Source organism: Flavobacterium praedii, from assembly GCF_026810365.1.
In the GTDB taxonomy this organism is placed as follows: Bacteria; Bacteroidota; Bacteroidia; order Flavobacteriales; family Flavobacteriaceae; genus Flavobacterium; species Flavobacterium praedii.
This window is the reverse complement of record NZ_CP113948.1, coordinates 2,024,072-2,043,563: the sequence shown is the minus strand read 5'-3', so window position 1 is coordinate 2,043,563 and position 19,492 is coordinate 2,024,072. Positions and strand designations below refer to the sequence as shown.

Genomic DNA, 19,492 nt, shown 5'->3' with positions numbered 1-19,492 from the left:
TAGTTTGAAAAACGTTTTTTACTTTTTTTTAGTTTGTAAGTACTTCTCCTTTGATTTTTAAAGGTACACGCCCTTCTTCGTAATTCACAGCGTTAGTTTCGACTGTAATAGTTTTACGAATTGGCCCCGGAACCATATTGTATTTTATTTCAATTCGATCTGATTTACCAGGAGCAATGGCTTGAGTTGGTTTGTATAATATGGTACAACTAGCGGTTGACTGAATTCCAGTGATGTTCAATGGAGCATCTCCTGTATTTGTAAAAGTAAAGTTTCGAATTCCATTGTCATTAGACTTGTACACTTTTCCATAGTCAACTGTGTTTTCAGATTGATGAATGTCAATTTTTGGTCCACTTTGAGCAAAGATAAAGCTACTTGAAAATAGCAATACGATAAAAGCTGTTATTTTTTTCATTTTGTTGTTTTTTGTGGGCTAAGTAAATATAGTATCTTTTAATTAATACACAATCTTTTATTTCTCTTTTTATACTGTACTTAATTATTTACTTTTGTCCTCTATATGAATAACAAAAATCAAACCAAAGTATAATTTTGGTTTTAAAAGTTGCTTTTTTATGACAATTCCTGCACAATTTGACGCTAAAACTATTGAAAATAAGTGGTATGACTACTGGATGAAAAATAACTATTTCCATTCGGAGCCTGATCATAGAACACCATATACTATTGTAATTCCGCCACCCAATGTGACAGGTGTATTGCATATGGGACACATGTTGAACAATACCATTCAAGATGTTTTGATTCGAAGAGCCCGTTTGAAAGGATTTAACGCTTGTTGGGTTCCTGGAACGGATCATGCTTCTATTGCTACAGAAGCAAAAGTTGTAGCCAAATTAAAAGCCGAAGGAATTAATAAAAATGACTTAACTCGTGAAGAATTCTTGGCACATGCTTGGGAGTGGACGGATAAATACGGTGGAGTTATTTTAGATCAATTGAAACAATTGGGATGTTCTTGTGATTGGGAACGCACTAAGTTTACAATGGATCCAGATATGTCCTCCTCAGTAATTCGATCTTTTGTGGATTTATACAACAAGGGATTGATTTATCGTGGGTATAGAATGGTAAACTGGGATCCCGAAGCCAAAACAACGTTATCTGATGAAGAGGTAATTTATGAAGAGCAACAAGGAAAATTATATTTCCTAAAATATAAAATTGAAGGGAGCGAAGATTTTTTGACAGTTGCAACTACACGTCCAGAGACTATTTTTGGGGATACAGCTATTTGTATCAATCCAAATGATGAACGTTTTGCTCATTTGAAAGGAAAAAAAGCGATTGTTCCTATTTGTGGAAGAGTGATTCCGATTATCGAGGACGAATATGTAGATGTTGAGTTTGGAACTGGATGTTTAAAGGTGACTCCAGCTCATGATATGAATGATAAGACACTAGGAGAGAAGCACAATTTGGAGATTATCGATATTTTCAATGAAGATGCGACTTTAAATAGTTTTGGATTACACTATCAAGGAAAAGACCGTTTTGTAGTTCGTAACGAAATTACTCAAGAATTAGAAAATACTGGTGCTTTGGCAAAAACTGAAACACATCTAAATAAAGTAGGTACTTCAGAAAGAACCAAAGCTGTGATTGAACCACGTTTGTCTGATCAGTGGTTTTTGAAAATGGAGGAATTAGTAAAACCGGCCATTAAATCCGTATTGGTAGATGGCGATGTTAAATTGCATCCTGCTCGTTTTAACAACACGTATGCACATTGGTTAAATAATATTCGTGATTGGAATATTTCTCGTCAATTGTGGTGGGGACAACAAATTCCGGCTTATTTCTACGGAGATGGAAAAGAAGATTTTGTAGTTGCAGAAACTATTGATGAAGCTTTGGTTTTAGCGAAATTGAAAACTTCTAATTCTCAACTTCAAGTTTCTGATTTAAGACAAGATGTGGATGCATTAGATACTTGGTTTTCATCTTGGTTATGGCCAATGTCCGTTTTTGGAGGAATTATGGATCCGGAGAGTGAAGATTTTAAATACTATTATCCAACCAATGATTTAGTGACTGGTCCGGATATTTTGTTTTTCTGGGTGGCGCGAATGATTATTGCAGGATATGAATATACTGGAAAAAAACCTTTTACGAATGTGTATTTGACTGGTTTGGTTCGTGATAAACAAAGACGTAAAATGTCTAAATCTTTAGGGAATTCACCTGAACCATTAGAGTTAATCGAAAAGTTTGGAGCCGATGGAGTTCGTGTTGGGTTGCTTTTGAGTGCTTCTGCTGGAAATGATATTATGTTTGATGAAGAATTGTGTAACCAAGGAAAAGGGTTTACCAATAAAATATGGAATGCTTTCAAATTGATAAAAGGTTGGGAAGTATCTGCAACTATTTCTCAACCGGAGTCTTCAAAAGTAGCTATCGAATGGTACGAAGCAAAATTGCAACAAACTCTTTTAGAGATTGAAGATAATTTTGAAAAATACAGAATTTCCGATGCTTTAATGGGAATTTACAAATTAGTTTGGGATGATTTCTGTTCTTGGTTTTTAGAAATGATTAAACCAGTATACCAACAGCCAATTGACAGTGTAACATTTGCGAAAGCGATAGAAATGTTAGAAAATAATCTAAAATTATTGCATCCATTTATGCCATTCTTAACAGAGGAAATATGGCAAATATTGGCAGAACGAACAACAGAGGAAGCATTAATTGTTTCGACTTGGCCAGAAATGAAACCGTTTGATGTAAAATTAATTACTGATTTTGAAAATACAATCGAGGTGATTTCTGGAATTAGAACGATTCGTAAGGACAAGAACATTCCATTTAAAGATACTATCGAATTGAAAGTGATGAACAACGATAAAGTTTCAACTTATTTTGATTCGGTTGTCACCAAATTAGGGAACATTACTTCATTGGAATATGTAGCGGATAAAGTGGATGGAGCATTATCGTTTAGAGTAAAATCGAATGAATATTTTATACCTATTACAGGGAATATCAATGTAGAAGAAGAAATTGCAAAACTTACTGCTGAGTTGGTTTATACGCAAGGATTCTTAAAATCCGTTCAAAATAAACTTTCAAATGAGAAATTTGTGGCTGGTGCGCCAGAGAAAGTTTTGGCAAACGAAAGACAAAAAGAAGCAGATGCCCTTTCAAAAATTGAGACAATCGAGCATAGTTTAGCTGGATTGAAATAGTTGCTATATTTTTTTAAAACTTAAAATCCCAATGCTGAATATTTTCAGGATTGGGATTTTTTTTGGCTTATAATCTGCTATGGATTAGATACAGAACTGTATTGGAAATCTATTGCAACTGAATTATTTGCTTTTTTATTTAGTCAAAAGGAATCTTCGATGCATTATTCAAAATCAAGTTTTTAATTTCAAAAAGCAATTGTAATAACACATTAGTTTTTATTGGTCTCAAAAATAGTTGAAACTATGTACTTTAGTGTATTTTCCTTTCAGGTTATAAAAATATCCACCGCAAATTCGCAATTTTTTTTTCTTTCAAAGTCTTTAAATTTGCGAATTTGCGGTGGATTTTACTTTTCAACATCGCAGACTTTCAGTTGGCCAAGCCAATCTATGGACTTTAAGTTTATAGTGGTTTAATTTATTGGGTTTTCGATAAACTTTGTTTCTTTTTTTTAAATAGTCCGTTAGCTATTGCATTTATTGAATAATTTAGTTTTGTCTGTTAAGTCTAATCTAGAATCTGAGCTTTGAGAATTGTAAATCATTTTAAAATAATATTAAAAAAAAACTTTTTCTGTGTTTCAAAAAAATGAAAGGGACAGAAAAAGTTTAAAAAAAAATATAACTAAACTTGAGGTTTTAGAACCTATATCGCAAACTTGTTAAAAACTGACGTGGTGCAATTGGGTTTACACTGTAATTTTCATGAACGGTATAATTCAATTCATTTGTGATATTTGATAACTTACATAGGATAGAGATGTTTTTCCAAGTATATCCTAAAGTTGCATCTATTGTAGCATATCCTTGAAGTGGAATATCACGGTCTCTGATTGTTACTGTATAGGTTTTTGGGTTAGTTGATGGTTTATTTTCTGTCCAAAGATAATCGTCATTCCAACCACCTAATCGGTCACCGATATAATTCCCAATGGCTCCAAATGAAAGACCTTTTAACATACCTGATGGTAGCGTATAGAAGAAACTTAAATTTGCGGTATTTTTTGGCGTTCTTGCTACGCGATCTCCTTCGACAAAACTTCCGCTCGTTCCTGAAGTTTTGGTGTATCGCATGTCATTATAACTATATCCTGCCACTATATCAAGTCCTTCAATTGGTCTGGCTGTAATGTCAATTTCAACTCCTTTGCTTTTGGTTTCTCCTCCTAAAAGTTTAATTGCAGAATTTGTGTTTACCGTTACTCCATCAGCCAAAAAAGGTGCGGTTTGTGCTAGATTATTGTTGTTAATTTGATATACTGTAACGTTGGTGCTTACTATACCTTTCCAGAAATCTTTTTTTATTCCGATTTCAAATTGGTCAATTATTGAAGCTTCTATTACATCACCATCAACTGTAAGCCCAGTATTTGGGGTAAAAGAGCTAGAATAACTTGCAAACAATGATAACTCTTTAGTAGGTTGATATACCAATCCTAATTTTGGAGTAAAGGCTTGGTCTTTTCGCTTTTCAGCCTCTACTGTCGTTACAGAAGTTGGATTAATAGTATAGGTATCTGTAATTACTTGAGATTCTTGCCAAGACCAACGAATACCAGCTAAAAGTTTGATTTGCTCAGAAAAAGAAATTAAATCTTGAAAATAAATACCAAAACGATCTGTGTTTGTGTTTGCTATTGCTGAAACTCTAGCATTTGGAATATCGTTTCTTTGTGTTGAAGGATCGAAAGTATAAAGATTAATGGTGTCATAAAGATTGGCAACATATTTTCCATTAACCATTACTGCTTTTTCATCAAAAAGAAAAGTATAAGCAGTAGCAAATGAATTTTCATAATCAACACCAGTAAATACTTGGTGATTTATACTTCCAGTTTTGAATGTGCCTTGTAAGCTTAATTGGTTGCCAAATATTTTTTCTAAGTTTTTATTCTGAACTAATGATCTGTTCCAGTCACCTGGTGTTGGATAAGTTTCTAGACCAGATAATTGTGCCGTCGATTTTGATTGTCTATCGTAATTTTGAAACGAAGTATTAAAATTTAGTTTCCAGTTTTTATTAAAGTCATGATTTAATAGTAATGATGCACTTGATGATTTAGTTTTTCCATTTGACCAAAGCGCTCCGTAAAAATTAGATCTAGGTAAATCTAAAATTTCTTTTCCAATAATTCCAGTTCCAAAATCAGGTGTCCAATCGGCATCTAAATAATCACCTTGCAATGTAATTTGTGTTTTTTTACTAACATTAAAAAGAAATGAAGGATTAAAATAGATACGCTCACTTTTGACAACATCTCTAAAACTTTCAGCATTTTCGTATGAACCTGTAAAACGGTATGCAATATTTTTATTTAAAGGACCATAAAAATCTACTGAAGGTTTGTAATAAGCATAGCTTCCTGACTGCATTGTAATTTCGCCACCACTTTTGAAAGAAGGTGTTTTGGTAACCAAATTCAAGATGCCTCCCGGAGCAACATTTCCATATAATAAAGCCGAACTCCCTTTTAGAAATTCTACTTTGTCAAGGGAAGAAACTTCTGGAATAGACCCTGCATTATATCGGAAACCATTTTTGAACATGTTGTTAGCAGTCATGTCGTAGCCTCTTGAAAAAAATGATTCTTGAGCACCACCACGTGCGGAACCAACATAAACTCCATTGGCATTTTTTAAAACTTCACTCAAGCGGATAGATTGCTGTTGTTCGATAATTTCGGATCCAATTACTTGTACGCTTTGTGGTGTGTCCATTGGTTTTAAACCGGAACGAATTGCGCTAACTGGTTTTGGTAGTTTGTTTGCTGTAACTATAACTTCTTTTAATTGATTTCCTTTTTTGTTTTTTACAGTATCATTAATTGATTTTAAACTATCATTTGAGAAATAATACAATTCATTATCATTGGATTTGGAAGTATTATTTGCTACTTCTTGGGCTTGTAGAGAAAAGCTAAAAAGTATTAAAATGGTGTGTAGTAAAATATATTTCATATCGTTTATTTGGAATAAGTAAAAATAATAATGCAAATATAAAACCTACATTTTAATTCAGCAAACTTATTTAGACTAAATATTAATAATATTTTATAAATTATTTAGTTTACTGAAAAACAGGATATTGTGTTTTTTTTTTTGAGCTTTGAATTCAAGGATATGAGAGGTGTGATTGAAATTGTATTGTTGAATTTCAATATTTGGCCATTTTATTTTTTGGAGTTTTACTTTCAAAACCCTAGTATTTAAGGAAAGTAGTTACTGATAGATAATGTTTTTTTATATGATTTTCAATAAAAAAAAAGTGAATAATACCTATCAAAGGTTAGGATGTGACTTTTGGGTTTTACTGAAGACCAAAAGGATTTTTTAAAGGTGTTCTATTGAGATTGAACAATAAGATTATTTTAGTTTAATCTTTGATTCAGTATAAGCTATAAAACAGAAAGTAGATAAAGCGAATATTAAAGTTTTGCCTTAAATTTCTTGATGCGGAAGTTTTTTGATTTTACTACTTTTCCATCATCTGTAATCATTACACAACTATAATCTGGAAATTGGTTGAGTAATTCCAAACCTGCAGTTATCCCCAATACCATTATTGAAGTACTTAAGCCATTTGCTGTTTCAGCATTTGGACCGATAACTGTCACGCTACATAGGCCTGTTGCTGGGTAGCCAGTTGCTGGATTGATAATATGAGAATAGCGTTTCCCATCAAGAACCACAAATTTTTCATAGTTTCCTGAGGTGGTAACTGCACCATTATTTATTGGAACAATAGCGATAAGTTTATCAGTTTTAAAGGGATTTGTAATGCCAATATTCCAATCTTTTCCATTAGGCTGTTTTCCCCAAGTGCTCATGTCTCCAGATCCATTTATAATTCCGGCTTTGATTCCTTTTTCCCGCATCATAGCTCTGCATTTATCAGTTGCATATCCTTCTCCTAAGGCGCCAAATCCAATTTTCATGCCTTTTAATTTTAAAAAAATAGTAGAATGATCACTGTCCAATATGATGTTTTTATATCCCACTTTTTCAATCGATTTTTGAATCGCATCCGCAGAAGGCATTTCGGTCATCGAGCCATCAAATTTCCAGATTCGGTCCATTGCCGCAAAGCTGATGTCGAAGCCTCCGTTTGTAATTTCAGAAAAATGAATGGCTCTTTGTGTTATTTCAAAAACTTCTCGATCTACTTTTACAGGACGAATTCCCGCATTTTGATTTACTTCGGATATTTGGGTGGTCGATTTCCAATCGGATATTAAATATTCAATTCGGGTGATTTCGGCAATAACTTCGTCTATATTTTGTTCTGCCGAAAGCGAATCTTGGGCTACAATCGTAATGTCGAATCGTCCGCCCATGAGTAAGGTAGTTCTTTTACGTAAGACTTGGCAGTTGCTTGTGAAGGAACAAAGGATTAAAAAAAGACATAGAAATTGGTGTTTGACTGACATAAAGTATATTTTAAATCTGTGGCAATATTTTTAAAACTAATAACAGTCCGATAGCACTTGTCCATTTGATTTATAATATGCAATTCCAGTAGTTGATTTGGCTAAACACAATTCATCAAGTACAGATTCCACATCCTTTTGCATAGCAAGCGATCCGCAAAGCATTACAATACCACCATTCATTAACAAATCGATAAAAAATTGGGCATCTCGTCTTATTAAATCCATTACATAGTGATGTTCTTCTTCTCGGGATAAAGCCAAATTAAAACTTTTGAGTTGCTGTTTTTCAATCATTTTATTGGCGAACTTTTTATATCCTAAAACGGTTTCAGTTGCTTTTCGAAACCCAGAATACAAATGAATTTCTGTTTTTTTCTTGTTTTGATCAATCATTCCTAAAAATGGTGCGATGCCAGTACCGTTTGAAATCAACGCTACTTTGGTAACTTTTTTTGGGAAATGAAAAGTGGGGTTTTTGATGATTCTAGCTTTTATGACTTCACCGGGTTCGAGATTGTATAAATAGCCAGAACCTATACCAGAAGGATGCAGTTTGACTGCCAATTGTATGTTGCCATTGCTCTTTCCGATGGAATAGAGACGCTCTCGGGAGTCATTTTCTGGATAAATAGCCAGTAAGTCACCTGATTCAAATTTTGTATTTCTAATCGTCTTAAGAGTTAGTATAAAGGTAAATCCGTTACTTGCAATAGTTGTTTTTTCTAGTACCACCAATTTTTCCAAATCTTTCGGAACATCATTGTATATTGACGGGGTAGTAGAAAGGGGAATTCCAGTTTTGGCACTCCATAATTTAACCCAGCTTACAAATTCTACAGCCGATTTATCGTTTATCGTTTGTAATTCTAAAATGCGTTCGGTCCAAATTTGTTTAGCCAACAAGTTGTCAATTTCACGAGCATAACCGCAAAAATCAGGATAGGCTTTTGAACCAAAACCAATCACCGAAACTTTGATTTTTTGCTTTTGTTCAATTTTGTTAAGCAGTTCTGAAAATTTACTTGCATTCGAAGGCGCGTCTCCCGATCCATGTGTCGAGGTAAATAGGAGAAGATGTTCCGCTTTTGGAAAAGACGAATAAGCATTTAACTCCGCAATAAAAGCTTTTTCTCCATAGGCCAGTAATTGTTTTTGAATGGCATTTGCAAATCGAAGTGTACTGCCGTTTTCTGAACCAACCAATAAAATGAATTTACTTTCTTCGGCTTTGAACTTGTTTTTAATGCGATTCGACCTTCGTTTTAGGGTCATGGCAAAACCGGAGTAGATAAAAAAGAGAATATTTAAACTCGCTATTCCTAAAAGTAAAGCCCATAAAATACTGGCTCGACCTGTATGTAAATCAAGGCTCAAGTTTGATAATTGAGTTGTAATGGAAGGTGTTGTTTCCCTAATGATTATCCCAGTGATTTGATTGACTTCGATTTCACGGTCATTTAATTTAATATTATAATACTCTTCGGGATCGTCTGAAAAAGGAAATTCTATTTTCTGGATATCTGACAATAAGATACTATTGAGAACAGGAGCCTGTTTTGAAACACTAGTTTTGACTTCTGAATTGGTTTCTTTTTTTTCGATAAAGAAATTAAATTTTTCCAGAGTTAAAAATGTTCCTGAAAGTGCAATAATTAGAATGGGAATTAATGATAATCTTCCTAAAAAGATATGATAATATTGAGCAAAGTTTTCTTTTATGATTTTTGAGAAAAACCCGCGAATAGTTCTTTGTCGGTTAAGTAGTAATGCAAATCCCGAAATAGAAATGAGAGCTAACAGAAACGAAATAACCCCGACAATAAACCGCCCAGTTTCTTTGAGGAATAAAGAACGATGTAGCGCTGTAACCCAATGGATAAATTCACTTTTTTTTATGGGACTGCCTATTATTTTGCCCGTTCTTGGGTCAATATATGCATTTACATCATTGTCGTTTTGATCAATGGCTTGAAGTGTAACAAATTGATTGTGGTCAATGCTTAATTCGGTTATTTCTGGATAGGTTTTGCGTAGTATCGGTAAGGTTTCGCCAAGTGTTATTTTTTCGAAATTTTCAACTTTGTAGGGTAGTGTTTTCTCTTGAATAGCATCTAGCGCAAGCAAGGTTCCTGTAATGGATGCCAATATCAAAAACAAAGATGAAAACAAAGCCAAAGCCAAGTGTGAATAACGCCAAAAAGAAAGAGTCATTGATAAATTGTGTTTTAGGAATTATTGGTTGGAAAAAAAATCTGCTAAAATCTATTAAATCTTAGTAAAAACAATAACACTCAGATTTAGCAAATTTTAGCAGATAAAAAAGTTAAACATTTATATTTTATTCAATCTTACGTAGCGAATATAACCTTTACCTTCAGTTTTAGCCGCAATTCCTTCGGTAGTTAATGGGATTTCAAGATCCGATGTGTAGTATTTATTGTCTTCTACTGCTGTTTCAAAGCGTAATTTATATCCTTTGTTAATTTTGTTGTCTTCAATTTCCAGAGTTGTAATGCTACGGTCACCACCAGTAACAGAGGCGCCAGTTTTCGCACTGATATCCGTTGGTTTTTTAGAATAGAATTTATGCCATTCCTTAAGGGTTTTATACCATTTTTTGTTATCCCCCATTACATAAAGGGTTTTGTCGTATTCGCCTTTGGCATTAACAATTGAAACCACGATATAGGCTCCTTCCCCCATATAATTAGACATTTGTAGCATGCATTTGTATTTGCTGGTTTGTGCTGAGGCTTGGAAAGATGAAATGCAGATTAATGCAATTAGGCTTATTTTTAGTATTGATTTCATTTATGTTTTGAATTATGGATTTTGAGTTTGGAACGTATTTTTTATTTAGTACTTTTTCATTGTTATTTTAAAAATTCTAAATCGATTTTATTTTTTGTAAGGGATTCATTTTCTTTTGCTAAAGTATATACACTTTCGTCAAACTCGGTCTTAATTTCTTTTTTTGCTCCAATAGTTAGTAGGTATTTTAGAATGCTATCATCTTTAGAAATCATTGCAGCTTTGTGCAATGCGGTTAAACCATCTTTGTTTTTGGCATTTACATCTATATTTAGATCAGCTATTTTTTTAAGTAAATTTATATCATTTTTGATAATTGCAAAATGGTATAATGTATTGCCATCTTTTTGTGGAGTTGCCAAGTTTAATCCTTTATCTTGAAGTAGTTTTATTTTGGAAGTAAAAGGATCTTGCTTTTGACCATTACTAGTTTCAGGACCTCGGCCCATTCCCATTTGTGGTCGATACGAATCAATCAGATAAAAGGCTAAATTATTACCGTTTTTGTCCAAAACATTTATAACTGCACCCTTATCCAAAAGTAGCGATGCGTTTTCAGGAGTTCCAGTTTGTATGGCTTTAGTCAAAGCCGATTCTCCTTTTTTGTTTTGTGCATTTATGTTTTTTATAATCGGTAGTAATTGCTCTAAAGTTCCATTGTAATCTCTTACCGAAGCGGCAATCATTAACGGTGTGTTGCCATCATTATCAGGTTTGTTTGCCTCTATTCCTTTTGCTAGAAAGTAATTGATGATTTCTGTTTGTTTCGCTTTTGTTACTAAAAAATGAAGTGCATTTTGTCCGTCATTGTTAGTAACAGTTGGCTTAAGTTTTAAGTCTTCAATCAGGTATTTGTAGGTTTCTAATGTATTAGCATCTCTTCGTGAACCTTGAGCAGCAAATAGTATTGCATTATCGGTTGGTTGAACCCCTTTTTCTAAAATTAATTTTAATAAAGTTAAGTTTCCAGTTCTTGCAGCACAATCAAATGCTGTACTGCCATCTTGGTCTATATCTTTGAAAGACATTCCTTTGGAAACGAAATAGTTGGGAAGTGTTAAGTCTTTGTCAAAAGGAATAGCCATTAGTAACAAATTGGTTCCATTGGCGTATTTTTTCTTTGGGTCTACCCCAGCTTTAAAAAAAGCTTCATAAACAGCGGTAGTGTTTACGCCATTATTTGCTGCGGAAGTTATTGGCAAGGCACCGTGACTGTCTTCTAAAGTAAGATCTGAACCTTTGGCGATAAGGTATTCTATGATTTCTAGATTTCCTTTTCCAGAGGCCCAGTGCAAGTAAATACGATTATCGTGTGTCGATTTATTGACTCCATTTCCAGGTTGTTCCAATAAGAATTTTATAGTGGCGTTAGGAGCATCGTTGTTAATTGCCATGACTACTGCATCAAAGGATCTGTCATTTAATGCAGAAGGATTGTTGCCCTTTGCGATTTCAGTTTGTACTGTTGCAACATCCGGGGACGTTTTCCAAAAGGATTGTTCCAAAAGCGTATTTTTTTGTTGCGCATTTGCAAATACAACGATGAAAATGGAAAAAGAAATTAAAAAAATATTTTTCATAAGAGTTATTTTTTTTGAAGAATTGCCCTTAATTGAGATAGCTCATAAAATGGGTTTTCTTCTTTGTTTGAAAAAAATTAAATCGATAATATTCTTATTTAGAATAAATAAAAATAATACAAATGTAAAAATAAATAATACATTGACAATTGTTTTATGGGTTTAATTTTTTGTTTTGGACTACTAAAAAATAAAAAGGTTTAAAGTTGTAATGGAATTATTGGTAATTTGGTTGTTCTTTATTATTTTAAAAACAATTTTTGCATTTTTTGTTTGTCATTAATGAAAGCTAAGTTTAACCCGTTGGGTGCAATTATTTTAAACACTTAAAAACTTAGATTTTCTAAGTTCAAAAAAGAGGCGTTTCACTTATTTTAAACACACATAGTGATCTATGCGTAAGAAATATATTTCTTTTTGATATTCTTTTTTAAAATAAAGTCTATGTTTTTATGTGTTTTATAAAAATTTTATGAATTACACCCAACGAGTTAATTTTAACTAAAAACAAGTGATTTAAAATAAGAAGGTATTTTAAAAGATTTTAAAAAAAATAAAAAAGCATACATAAACGTCTTTTTAATTTTATTTATAAAAAAAAACAGTGTTGTGTAGTTGCGTTTTGGTACTGGATTAAAAAGTTGTCTTTTACTCTATTTTCTTCATTCCAAATTTTTCCGAAGTTGGTTTCCCGAGTTGAACTCCAGAAATTTCAGCAATCATGCTGTCTTTTGTTATTTGGTTATAGTTGATTTTTTGCGGATAATCGTGTTTAGGATTTTCAAAAACCAGTTGTTTTTCGGTTGCAATTGTCATTTTAAAAGGAACAGGTTTATCATTGTCTTGTCCTTTTACCTTGGCGTAATAAAATAATTCTTCTCTTTTTTGTTGCAATTTTATTGTCTCAAAATGCAAAGTATCTTTGTTTTTGATGAAAAAAGATTCTCCTTGAAAAGTACTGTCATTGAGTTGTTTCCAGCTTTCGGAAAGCGTGCCATCAGCGGTTTTGGTTTCCCATTTTCCAAGCAACCAGTTGGCCGATTTTATTTTGTCTTTTTCATTTGATTCCGAGTTTTTACAGGAAACAATGGCTAATAAAAGCAATATAAGGGTTATTTTTTGAAACATTTGAGTAACTATTTAATGTTGTTAGAAAGGCTAAATTAAGAAAAAATAGATTAGTGATGTCTTTAAATTTTTGAATCAAAGGCTTACTCTATAAGTCATATAAGTTTTTAATTTGAATAGAATAAAGGTAAAAACAGTTCATTTAATAAAAGTTACCTATTACAATCAAGGTATTCACTTCTATTTTCTTTTGGACAATCTAACAAACTTGTTTTTTACCTATATGGCTTATATGTTTTAAATGTTGTCTATTAAAATTTTGTAAACCAGTTCTTTAGTTGGTTTTTGGTCTTTTAGTTTTTCTCTAACTACATCAAAAGTCACTTTAAAATCACATCCCAATTTATAATCGCCGCAGCCATAAGCCGTTTTTCCTTTTAGAACTGTTCCTTTTTTGCATTTCGGACACGTTAATTCATCAGGTGTTGGTTTTAGGGCAGTTTTCTTTGGTTCTAATATCAATTTGAAATTTTCATCAAAACGGAGCAAACCTTCCACAGTACCGATATCGGTTTTGAAATCTTTTAAATTTACGGTAGAACCTTTTTGAAGCAATCTCAAATATTGATTCTCTGATATTTTTTTCTCGGCAAAACTATACGGCAATACAAAACTACAATCCGCTTTGTATTCACTGCAACCATAAGCCGATTTCCCTTTTATCAAGCTTCCTTTTTTGCATTTCGGACAGATTTCCGCCAGAATTCCGGCCGCTTTCTTTTTCTCTATGGTGGCAACTTGTTTTTGAATACTTCCTGCATGCGAAATATTGGCACGCTTAGTTTCACTTCGTACTTCGTATACCAAGGCTTCTACCATCTGTTTCATATTGTTTATGAATGCACCAGCGGTAAACTCCCCTTTTTCAATATCTTTCAATTGTTTTTCCCAAGAACCGGTAAGCTCTGCCGACTTTATTAATTCATTTTGAATGGTTTCAATCAACTGAATCCCTGTTGGTGTTGGCAAAACTTGTTTTTTGTTTCGAATGATGTATTGGCGTCTAAAAAGAGTTTCAATAATATTGGCCCGTGTAGATGGTCGTCCGATACCGTTTTCTTTCATCAGTTCACGCAAATCTTCATCATCGACTTGCTTGCCAGCAGTTTCCATGGCACGCAATAGGGTAGCCTCGGTAAACTGATTGGGTGGTTTGGTTTCCTTTTCTAAAAAGGAGGGTTCGTGCGGCCCTTTTTCACCCACAACAAAACTTGGCAGAATATCGGCTTCTTTTTCTTTGGCGTTTGGGTCTTCAAAGACAATTCGAAATCCTTTTTTTAAGATTTCTTTTCCGGTGGTTTTAAATAATACATCGGCTGCTTTTCCAGTTACAGTAGTGTTGGCTACTAAACAATCATCATAAAAGACCGCAATAAAACGTTTTGTAATAATATCATACACTTGCTGCTGATTGTATTGCAAATTACTTTGTATGCCAGTCGGGATAATTGCATGGTGATCCGTTACTTTTTTATCGTTGAAAACTTTAGGCGATTTTTTTATTTTTTTTTCCAAAAGTGGCTGTGTCAACGTAGCGTAATTGGTTAAATTTTGCAAAATACCAGGTACTTTTGGATAGATATCGTTTGGTAAAAACGTGGTATCGACTCTCGGGTAAGTGACTACTTTTTGTTCATACAATGTCTGAACGATTTTTAGTGTTTCATCTGCTGTAAAACCAAATTTGGTATTGCAATATACTTGTAAACCTGTTAAATCGAATAATTTTGGGGCATACTCATTACCATTCTTTTTTTCGACAGCAACAATTTCAAAGTCACTTTCTTTAACTTTATCGGCGAGAAGCTCACCATCTTCTTTATTTAGAAAACGACCTTCCTCATAACTAAAAAGTGTTTCTCTATATAAAGTTTGTAATTCCCAGTAGGGTTGAGGTTTGAAATTTTCAATGGCCAAAAAGCGGTCTACCACCATGGCTAAGGTTGGCGTTTGCACCCGTCCGATAGACAGCACTTGTTTGTATCCACCATGTTTTACGGTATACAAACGCGTGGCGTTCATACCCAATAACCAGTCGCCAATGGCTCTAGAAAACCCTGCATAGTATAAATTATCGTAGTTGGCAGATGGTTTTAGGTTGTCAAAACCTTCTTTGATGGCTTCGGTGGTTAAGGATGAAATCCACAAGCGTTTTACTTCGCCTTTATAATGGGCTTCATTCATGACCCAGCGCTGAATGAGTTCTCCTTCTTGTCCAGCATCCCCGCAGTTAATAACCAATTCGGCTTTGTCAAATAAAGATTTTACGATTCTGAATTGCTTTTGTATTCCTGAATTTTCGACAACTTTGGTTTCAAATTTGTCGGGAAGCATGGGCAGGTTGTTCAAGTCCCAGCTTTTCCAGTGGGGTTTGTAATCGTTCGGTTCTTTTAAGGTACAAAGATGCCCAAAAGTATAAGTGACCTGATAGCCATTGCCTTCGTAATACCCATCATGTTTGGTATTGGCTCCCAAAACGGATGCGATTTCGCGTGCTACACTTGGTTTTTCGGCAATACAGACCTTCATTTTTTACTTCTTATTTGAAGCCGCAAATTAGGAATTTAGAAATTGGTATTGAAATGAAATTTTATGGAGTTATGAACTGGGATAGGTCAATGTTTTTTAAATGATAAAATAATTGATGGTCTTTGATTTCAAATCTTATAGTCCTCAAAAAGCGATAATCCACAATATAAAATCGATTGGATAAATGATATTTTGGCAAGCAGTACGTTATAATTGGGATAGGAAATGCAATAAAATTAGGTGAATGCAATAAATCAAACTCTAACATTACAATGTTTAAATACAACTATGTATAAAATTAGACACCACCTTTGGAAAAATTAGCGATGGTATACGCTGTTTATCCGGATTAAATTTCAAAAAAATTGGTGCCATTGATTATAAAAACTTAATTTGCGCACCCATACCAAAATAACAACCCAAATTAATGCGATTTTATTTTTTATTTTACCTATTTATCCTTGGTTCCATTCCTACAGTCCAAGCGCAATTACAAGCAATTACAGATAAGACCGATTATCCTTTTTGGATTAACTTGCCCAATCAGGAGGTTTTGGATAACAAAGCGCCTATCATTTTATTTTTGCACGGGAAAAGTTTGTCTGGCACAAATTTGAATCGTGTAAAACGGTACGGAGTCATTCGAGCCATCGAAAGCGGAAAAGAAATTCCTGCTATAGTCGTTGCTCCACAAGTGTCGTCGGGAGCTTGGAATCCAGACAAGCTTTTGAAACTTTTAGAATATGTGCAGAACAACTACAATACCGATTTGTCTCGCGTTTATGTATGCGGAATGAGTTTGGGTGGTTACGGTACTTTTGATTTTGCAGGGAAATATCCCGAAAAAATTACTGCTGCAGTCGCAATTTGTGGAGGCGGTAACACAAAAGATGCTTGCAATCTGGCCACACTTCCTTTGTGGGTGATTCACGGTAACAGAGATTACATAGTGCCAATTTCGGCATCCAAAAAAATGGTCAAAGCGATTCAGACCTGCAAGCCCGATGCTAACCTTACTTTTACCATTGTTAAAGGCGGTAATCACGGTAGTGTAGAACGTTTTTTTAGAGAAGACAAAATTTACAATTGGATGCTGAGTCAACGTAAATTTTTGCCTTAAAAAAGGACTATCTTATTTAGGGAAAATTTAATTCTTCCACTACTGTTCGTTTTTACAGAATAGCAATTTCCTTTTGTATGCTAATCTTGGTATTCTCCAGATATTTAATTTGGAGCAAAAGTGCTATGTTCTCTGATATTGTCTTATTTTAAATGTTGTATTTATGAAAAAATGACAAATAGAAGCATAGTTATTAAAAACACTTCTATTTTAGCGATCCACTTTATTAAAATAATGATTTAACTTTTAATTGAAATAGGTATTCGTTGCAGCAGCAGGGGTAAACATATCATATTGAATGGTAGTGATTTAGGTAGAAAAAATGCTAATAATTTATTTTTTTTATTTAAATTTAATGTTCTAATTCTAAATCAAAAAGTTATGTCAGTATTAAAAGTTATCGAAGTACTTTCTAGTTCAGAAAAAAGCTGGGAAGATGCAACTAGCACAGCAGTTGAAAAAGCATCAAAAACTGTAAAAAACATCCGCTCTGTTTATGTACAAGATCAAAGTGCTTCAGTTAAAAATGGAAAAGTAACTGAATTTCGTGTAAATCTAAAAATCACTTTTGAATTGGATTAATTGCACTGCAATTTTATTAAGCTCACTCAGGTACTCGTTTAATACGAGTACCTTTTTATTTTTGGCTAACTTAAAAATACATTTTTACAATAAGAATATGCTATAAAAAAATGTTTTTCATATAGATTCAGAATGATATACTTCAGACTAGTAATCTTTTGTTCTTTTTTTCTGGTGGCTTGTGCAGAGAGTACCTGTATAAATTGTAAAGATAAATTGTAGTGTTTGCAAAGCAGCTCACTACAGTTTAAGTGTTTTAAAAACAATATTCTAGTTTTTTTATAACATTATATTCTAAATATAAAAAAAACTGAACGTATTAAATTTAGGACAAAGTATCCGAGTTGCGAACGAATACCAGTGTAGGAAATACTGAATTGTTTTTTTTAAAATTAGTCCTTTTGTTCTAAGGAGATTACGGGAAACTGTAGTAGTAGTTTTATAGCCTTATTCATTTTCATTTTTCGTGATGCAGCGTCCTCTGGGTTCGTCACCTTCATATAGCACGATTTCGGAATGCAGGAATGCGGCGGCTTCTGCTGAACCTTTCACTTTTGAAGCAGAACGCTCGACCATTTCGGATTCAAATGCGGTTAAGACACTTTTTCGTATTCCGGACAATCGCCAATGCGATGAAGAGTTGCATCCTTTTGAAATTTCACGAGCCAGTGAGAGCGCGTCCAGCAACGCTTGATTTGCTCCCTGACCTTTGAAGGGGCTCATTGGGTGAGCCGCATCACCAATTAGAGTCACTTGTCCTGCTGTCGCCAATAAATCGGTAGTCAGTAATTCGCGATCGTACACCGGATAGCCCGAAATCTGGGCTTCTAAAGTTGCGGTCAAAATGGCCGGGATAGGCTCGTGCCATTGCGTTCTTTTACATGCTTCTTCCTTGAGTGCTCGAGGTCCTTTGGCGCTTAAGGCTTTGGCCTCTTTTTCTGGCATTGGGAAACTCAGTTGCCACATCACCGTGTCTGATGTGTAAGGCATAATGTAGATGCGCTCATGGCCATTGGCCGTTTGAAATACAGTGGCCGAATCCAGTAAAGAACTAGAAAATTCTTCAAGCGCTTGCAACGGGCAAATACCCAAAATCACAATACATCCTAGGTAACGTAATGGGGTGCTGTCATCACCAATCAGTAATTTTCGCACCGAACTCCGAATACCGTCGGCACCCACCACAAGATCTGCTTTGGCGCTCTTTATTGTACCGTTGACTTGAAAACTCAAATCAACACCATCACCCTCCCGTTCCTCAAAACCGAGTAGTTGATGTCCCCATTGTACTGCGGTATGCCCGCCGAGTTGCTCCAGCAAAGCTAAACGCAAGGACTGCCGAGCGATATGTATGTTTGTGCGTTTGGGAGCTGGTTTTACTTCCGACTGTATCCATTTTCGGATTCCCCATTCCCCAATTACTTTTCCTTCTGTTGTATGAACTACGTGTCTTGTCGAAATGACTCCTTCTTCAAGCGAAAAAATTCCCAATTCCTCGATTGCTTTACTGGCCTGTTGCAAAGTAAGTCCGTAGCCTTGAGATCGAGCCTCAAAATGGGTATCGCGTTCATAAAGGGTAAAAGGGATTCCGCGGTGCAAACAAGCCACAGCCAAAGCTACTCCTCCGATGCCGCCACCAATGATGGCAATGTGTGGGTAGTTTTCTTTGTCTGCCAGTGGGGGATTATCGGTAGGAATCAATCCAGATCCGGAGCAGTTTGTGCAGGTGTGCAGGTGTCCTTTTGGACGAACGGGTGGAGTTCCTTCGTCATTCGATTTTTCAAATTGCTCGAATGCTATCTGGTATTGGCGGCGTGCTTTGCTGCTAAGTCCTCGACTTTTTTTGCCGCGTCCCTGACATTCGGGACAAATAGTCCAGCTTGTGGCTGAATTTTTTACCTTTTTCACTTCCTGTTTATTTTTCTTGATTTGGATTGCCTTTTATTGAAATGATGTTGAGTCTAATTGTAAAATAATGAATTTGACTTTAATTGTTTTACGATCACTAAATTTTAAAATTTTTGCATTGCTCCAAAGGTATAATTTAATGACGATTGTCTAAAGGGGTACATTTGTTTTTTTTAGACAGTACCTTTT

12 protein-coding genes are annotated in these 19,492 nt (G+C 34.4%); 3 read left to right on the top strand and 9 right to left on the bottom strand.

Annotation, left to right across the window (positions count from 1 at the left end):
• Positions 1 to 28: 28 nt before the first annotated feature.
• Positions 29 to 418, bottom strand: coding sequence for a DUF1573 domain-containing protein (locus tag OYT91_RS08640; RefSeq protein ID WP_281240325.1), 390 nt, complete (start codon positions 416 to 418; stop codon positions 29 to 31).
• A gap of 160 nt (positions 419 to 578) precedes the next feature.
• Here OYT91_RS08640 and OYT91_RS08635 point away from each other — a divergent pair, with 160 nt between their 5' ends.
• On the top strand, positions 579 to 3,212 hold the full coding sequence (locus OYT91_RS08635) for a valine--tRNA ligase (RefSeq protein WP_281240324.1): 2,634 nt from the start codon (positions 579 to 581) through the stop codon (positions 3,210 to 3,212).
• A 642-nt stretch (positions 3,213 to 3,854) separates the two neighbouring features.
• On the opposite strand, the gene OYT91_RS08630 is transcribed toward OYT91_RS08635, so the two are convergent.
• The 7 genes from OYT91_RS08630 to OYT91_RS08600 all read right to left on the bottom strand — a co-directional run bounded on the left by OYT91_RS08630 (position 3,855) and on the right by OYT91_RS08600 (position 15,693).
• The gene (locus OYT91_RS08630; RefSeq protein ID WP_281240323.1) at positions 3,855 to 6,173 is read right to left on the bottom strand and encodes a TonB-dependent siderophore receptor; all 2,319 of its coding nucleotides are present in this window, start codon (positions 6,171 to 6,173) and stop codon (positions 3,855 to 3,857) included.
• 467 nt (positions 6,174 to 6,640) lie between these two features.
• Positions 6,641 to 7,642, bottom strand: coding sequence for an FAD:protein FMN transferase (locus OYT91_RS08625; RefSeq protein ID WP_281240322.1), 1,002 nt, complete (start codon positions 7,640 to 7,642; stop codon positions 6,641 to 6,643).
• Between the two features lie 36 nt (positions 7,643 to 7,678).
• Positions 7,679 to 9,856 (bottom strand): PepSY domain-containing protein, encoded by a 2,178-nt coding sequence (locus OYT91_RS08620; protein ID WP_281240321.1) that lies wholly within the window; start codon positions 9,854 to 9,856, stop codon positions 7,679 to 7,681.
• 120 nt (positions 9,857 to 9,976) lie between these two features.
• The gene (locus tag OYT91_RS08615; RefSeq protein WP_269222145.1) at positions 9,977 to 10,456 is read right to left on the bottom strand and encodes a DUF2271 domain-containing protein; all 480 of its coding nucleotides are present in this window, start codon (positions 10,454 to 10,456) and stop codon (positions 9,977 to 9,979) included.
• A 62-nt stretch (positions 10,457 to 10,518) separates the two neighbouring features.
• Positions 10,519 to 12,036: an ankyrin repeat domain-containing protein gene (locus OYT91_RS08610; RefSeq protein ID WP_281240320.1), complete on the bottom strand. Its 1,518-nt coding sequence runs from the start codon at positions 12,034 to 12,036 to the stop codon at positions 10,519 to 10,521.
• A gap of 648 nt (positions 12,037 to 12,684) precedes the next feature.
• A complete protein-coding gene (locus tag OYT91_RS08605) occupies positions 12,685 to 13,164 on the bottom strand; it encodes a DUF6265 family protein (protein ID WP_281240319.1) in 480 nt (159 codons plus the stop codon).
• Positions 13,165 to 13,401: 237 nt separating this feature from the next.
• Positions 13,402 to 15,693 (bottom strand): DNA topoisomerase 3, encoded by a 2,292-nt coding sequence (locus OYT91_RS08600; RefSeq protein ID WP_281240318.1) that lies wholly within the window; start codon positions 15,691 to 15,693, stop codon positions 13,402 to 13,404.
• Between the two features lie 427 nt (positions 15,694 to 16,120).
• On the opposite strand from OYT91_RS08600, the gene OYT91_RS08595 reads away from it, so the two are divergent.
• Together OYT91_RS08595 and OYT91_RS08590 are read left to right on the top strand one after the other, a co-directional pair.
• Positions 16,121 to 16,813 (top strand): carboxylesterase family protein, encoded by a 693-nt coding sequence (locus OYT91_RS08595; RefSeq protein ID WP_281240317.1) that lies wholly within the window; start codon positions 16,121 to 16,123, stop codon positions 16,811 to 16,813.
• Positions 16,814 to 17,194: 381 nt separating this feature from the next.
• Complete coding sequence (locus OYT91_RS08590; RefSeq protein WP_281240316.1) at positions 17,195 to 17,395, top strand: dodecin family protein; 201 nt, start codon at positions 17,195 to 17,197, stop codon at positions 17,393 to 17,395.
• Positions 17,396 to 17,842: 447 nt separating this feature from the next.
• Here the strand turns inward: OYT91_RS08590 and OYT91_RS08585 are convergent, their stop codons facing one another.
• On the bottom strand, positions 17,843 to 19,303 hold the full coding sequence (locus OYT91_RS08585) for an FAD-dependent oxidoreductase (protein WP_281240315.1): 1,461 nt from the start codon (positions 19,301 to 19,303) through the stop codon (positions 17,843 to 17,845).
• Positions 19,304 to 19,492: the final 189 nt, after the last annotated feature.

What these genes read in the sequence shown, in the direction of transcription:
- OYT91_RS08625 (WP_281240322.1), bottom strand. Translation starts at nt 7,642, where the DNA reads ATGTCAGTCAAACACCAATTTCTATGTCTTTTTTTAATCCTTTGTTCC.
- OYT91_RS08630 (WP_281240323.1), bottom strand. Translation starts at nt 6,173, where the DNA reads ATGAAATATATTTTACTACACACCATTTTAATACTTTTTAGCTTTTCT.
- OYT91_RS08605 (WP_281240319.1), bottom strand. Translation starts at nt 13,164, where the DNA reads ATGTTTCAAAAAATAACCCTTATATTGCTTTTATTAGCCATTGTTTCC.
- OYT91_RS08640 (WP_281240325.1), bottom strand. Translation starts at nt 418, where the DNA reads ATGAAAAAAATAACAGCTTTTATCGTATTGCTATTTTCAAGTAGCTTT.
- OYT91_RS08620 (WP_281240321.1), bottom strand. Translation starts at nt 9,856, where the DNA reads ATGACTCTTTCTTTTTGGCGTTATTCACACTTGGCTTTGGCTTTGTTT.
- OYT91_RS08595 (WP_281240317.1), top strand. Translation starts at nt 16,121, where the DNA reads ATGCGATTTTATTTTTTATTTTACCTATTTATCCTTGGTTCCATTCCT.
- OYT91_RS08610 (WP_281240320.1), bottom strand. Translation starts at nt 12,036, where the DNA reads ATGAAAAATATTTTTTTAATTTCTTTTTCCATTTTCATCGTTGTATTT.
- OYT91_RS08635 (WP_281240324.1), top strand. Translation starts at nt 579, where the DNA reads ATGACAATTCCTGCACAATTTGACGCTAAAACTATTGAAAATAAGTGG.
- OYT91_RS08615 (WP_269222145.1), bottom strand. Translation starts at nt 10,456, where the DNA reads ATGAAATCAATACTAAAAATAAGCCTAATTGCATTAATCTGCATTTCA.
- OYT91_RS08600 (WP_281240318.1), bottom strand. Translation starts at nt 15,693, where the DNA reads ATGAAGGTCTGTATTGCCGAAAAACCAAGTGTAGCACGCGAAATCGCA.
- OYT91_RS08590 (WP_281240316.1), top strand. Translation starts at nt 17,195, where the DNA reads ATGTCAGTATTAAAAGTTATCGAAGTACTTTCTAGTTCAGAAAAAAGC.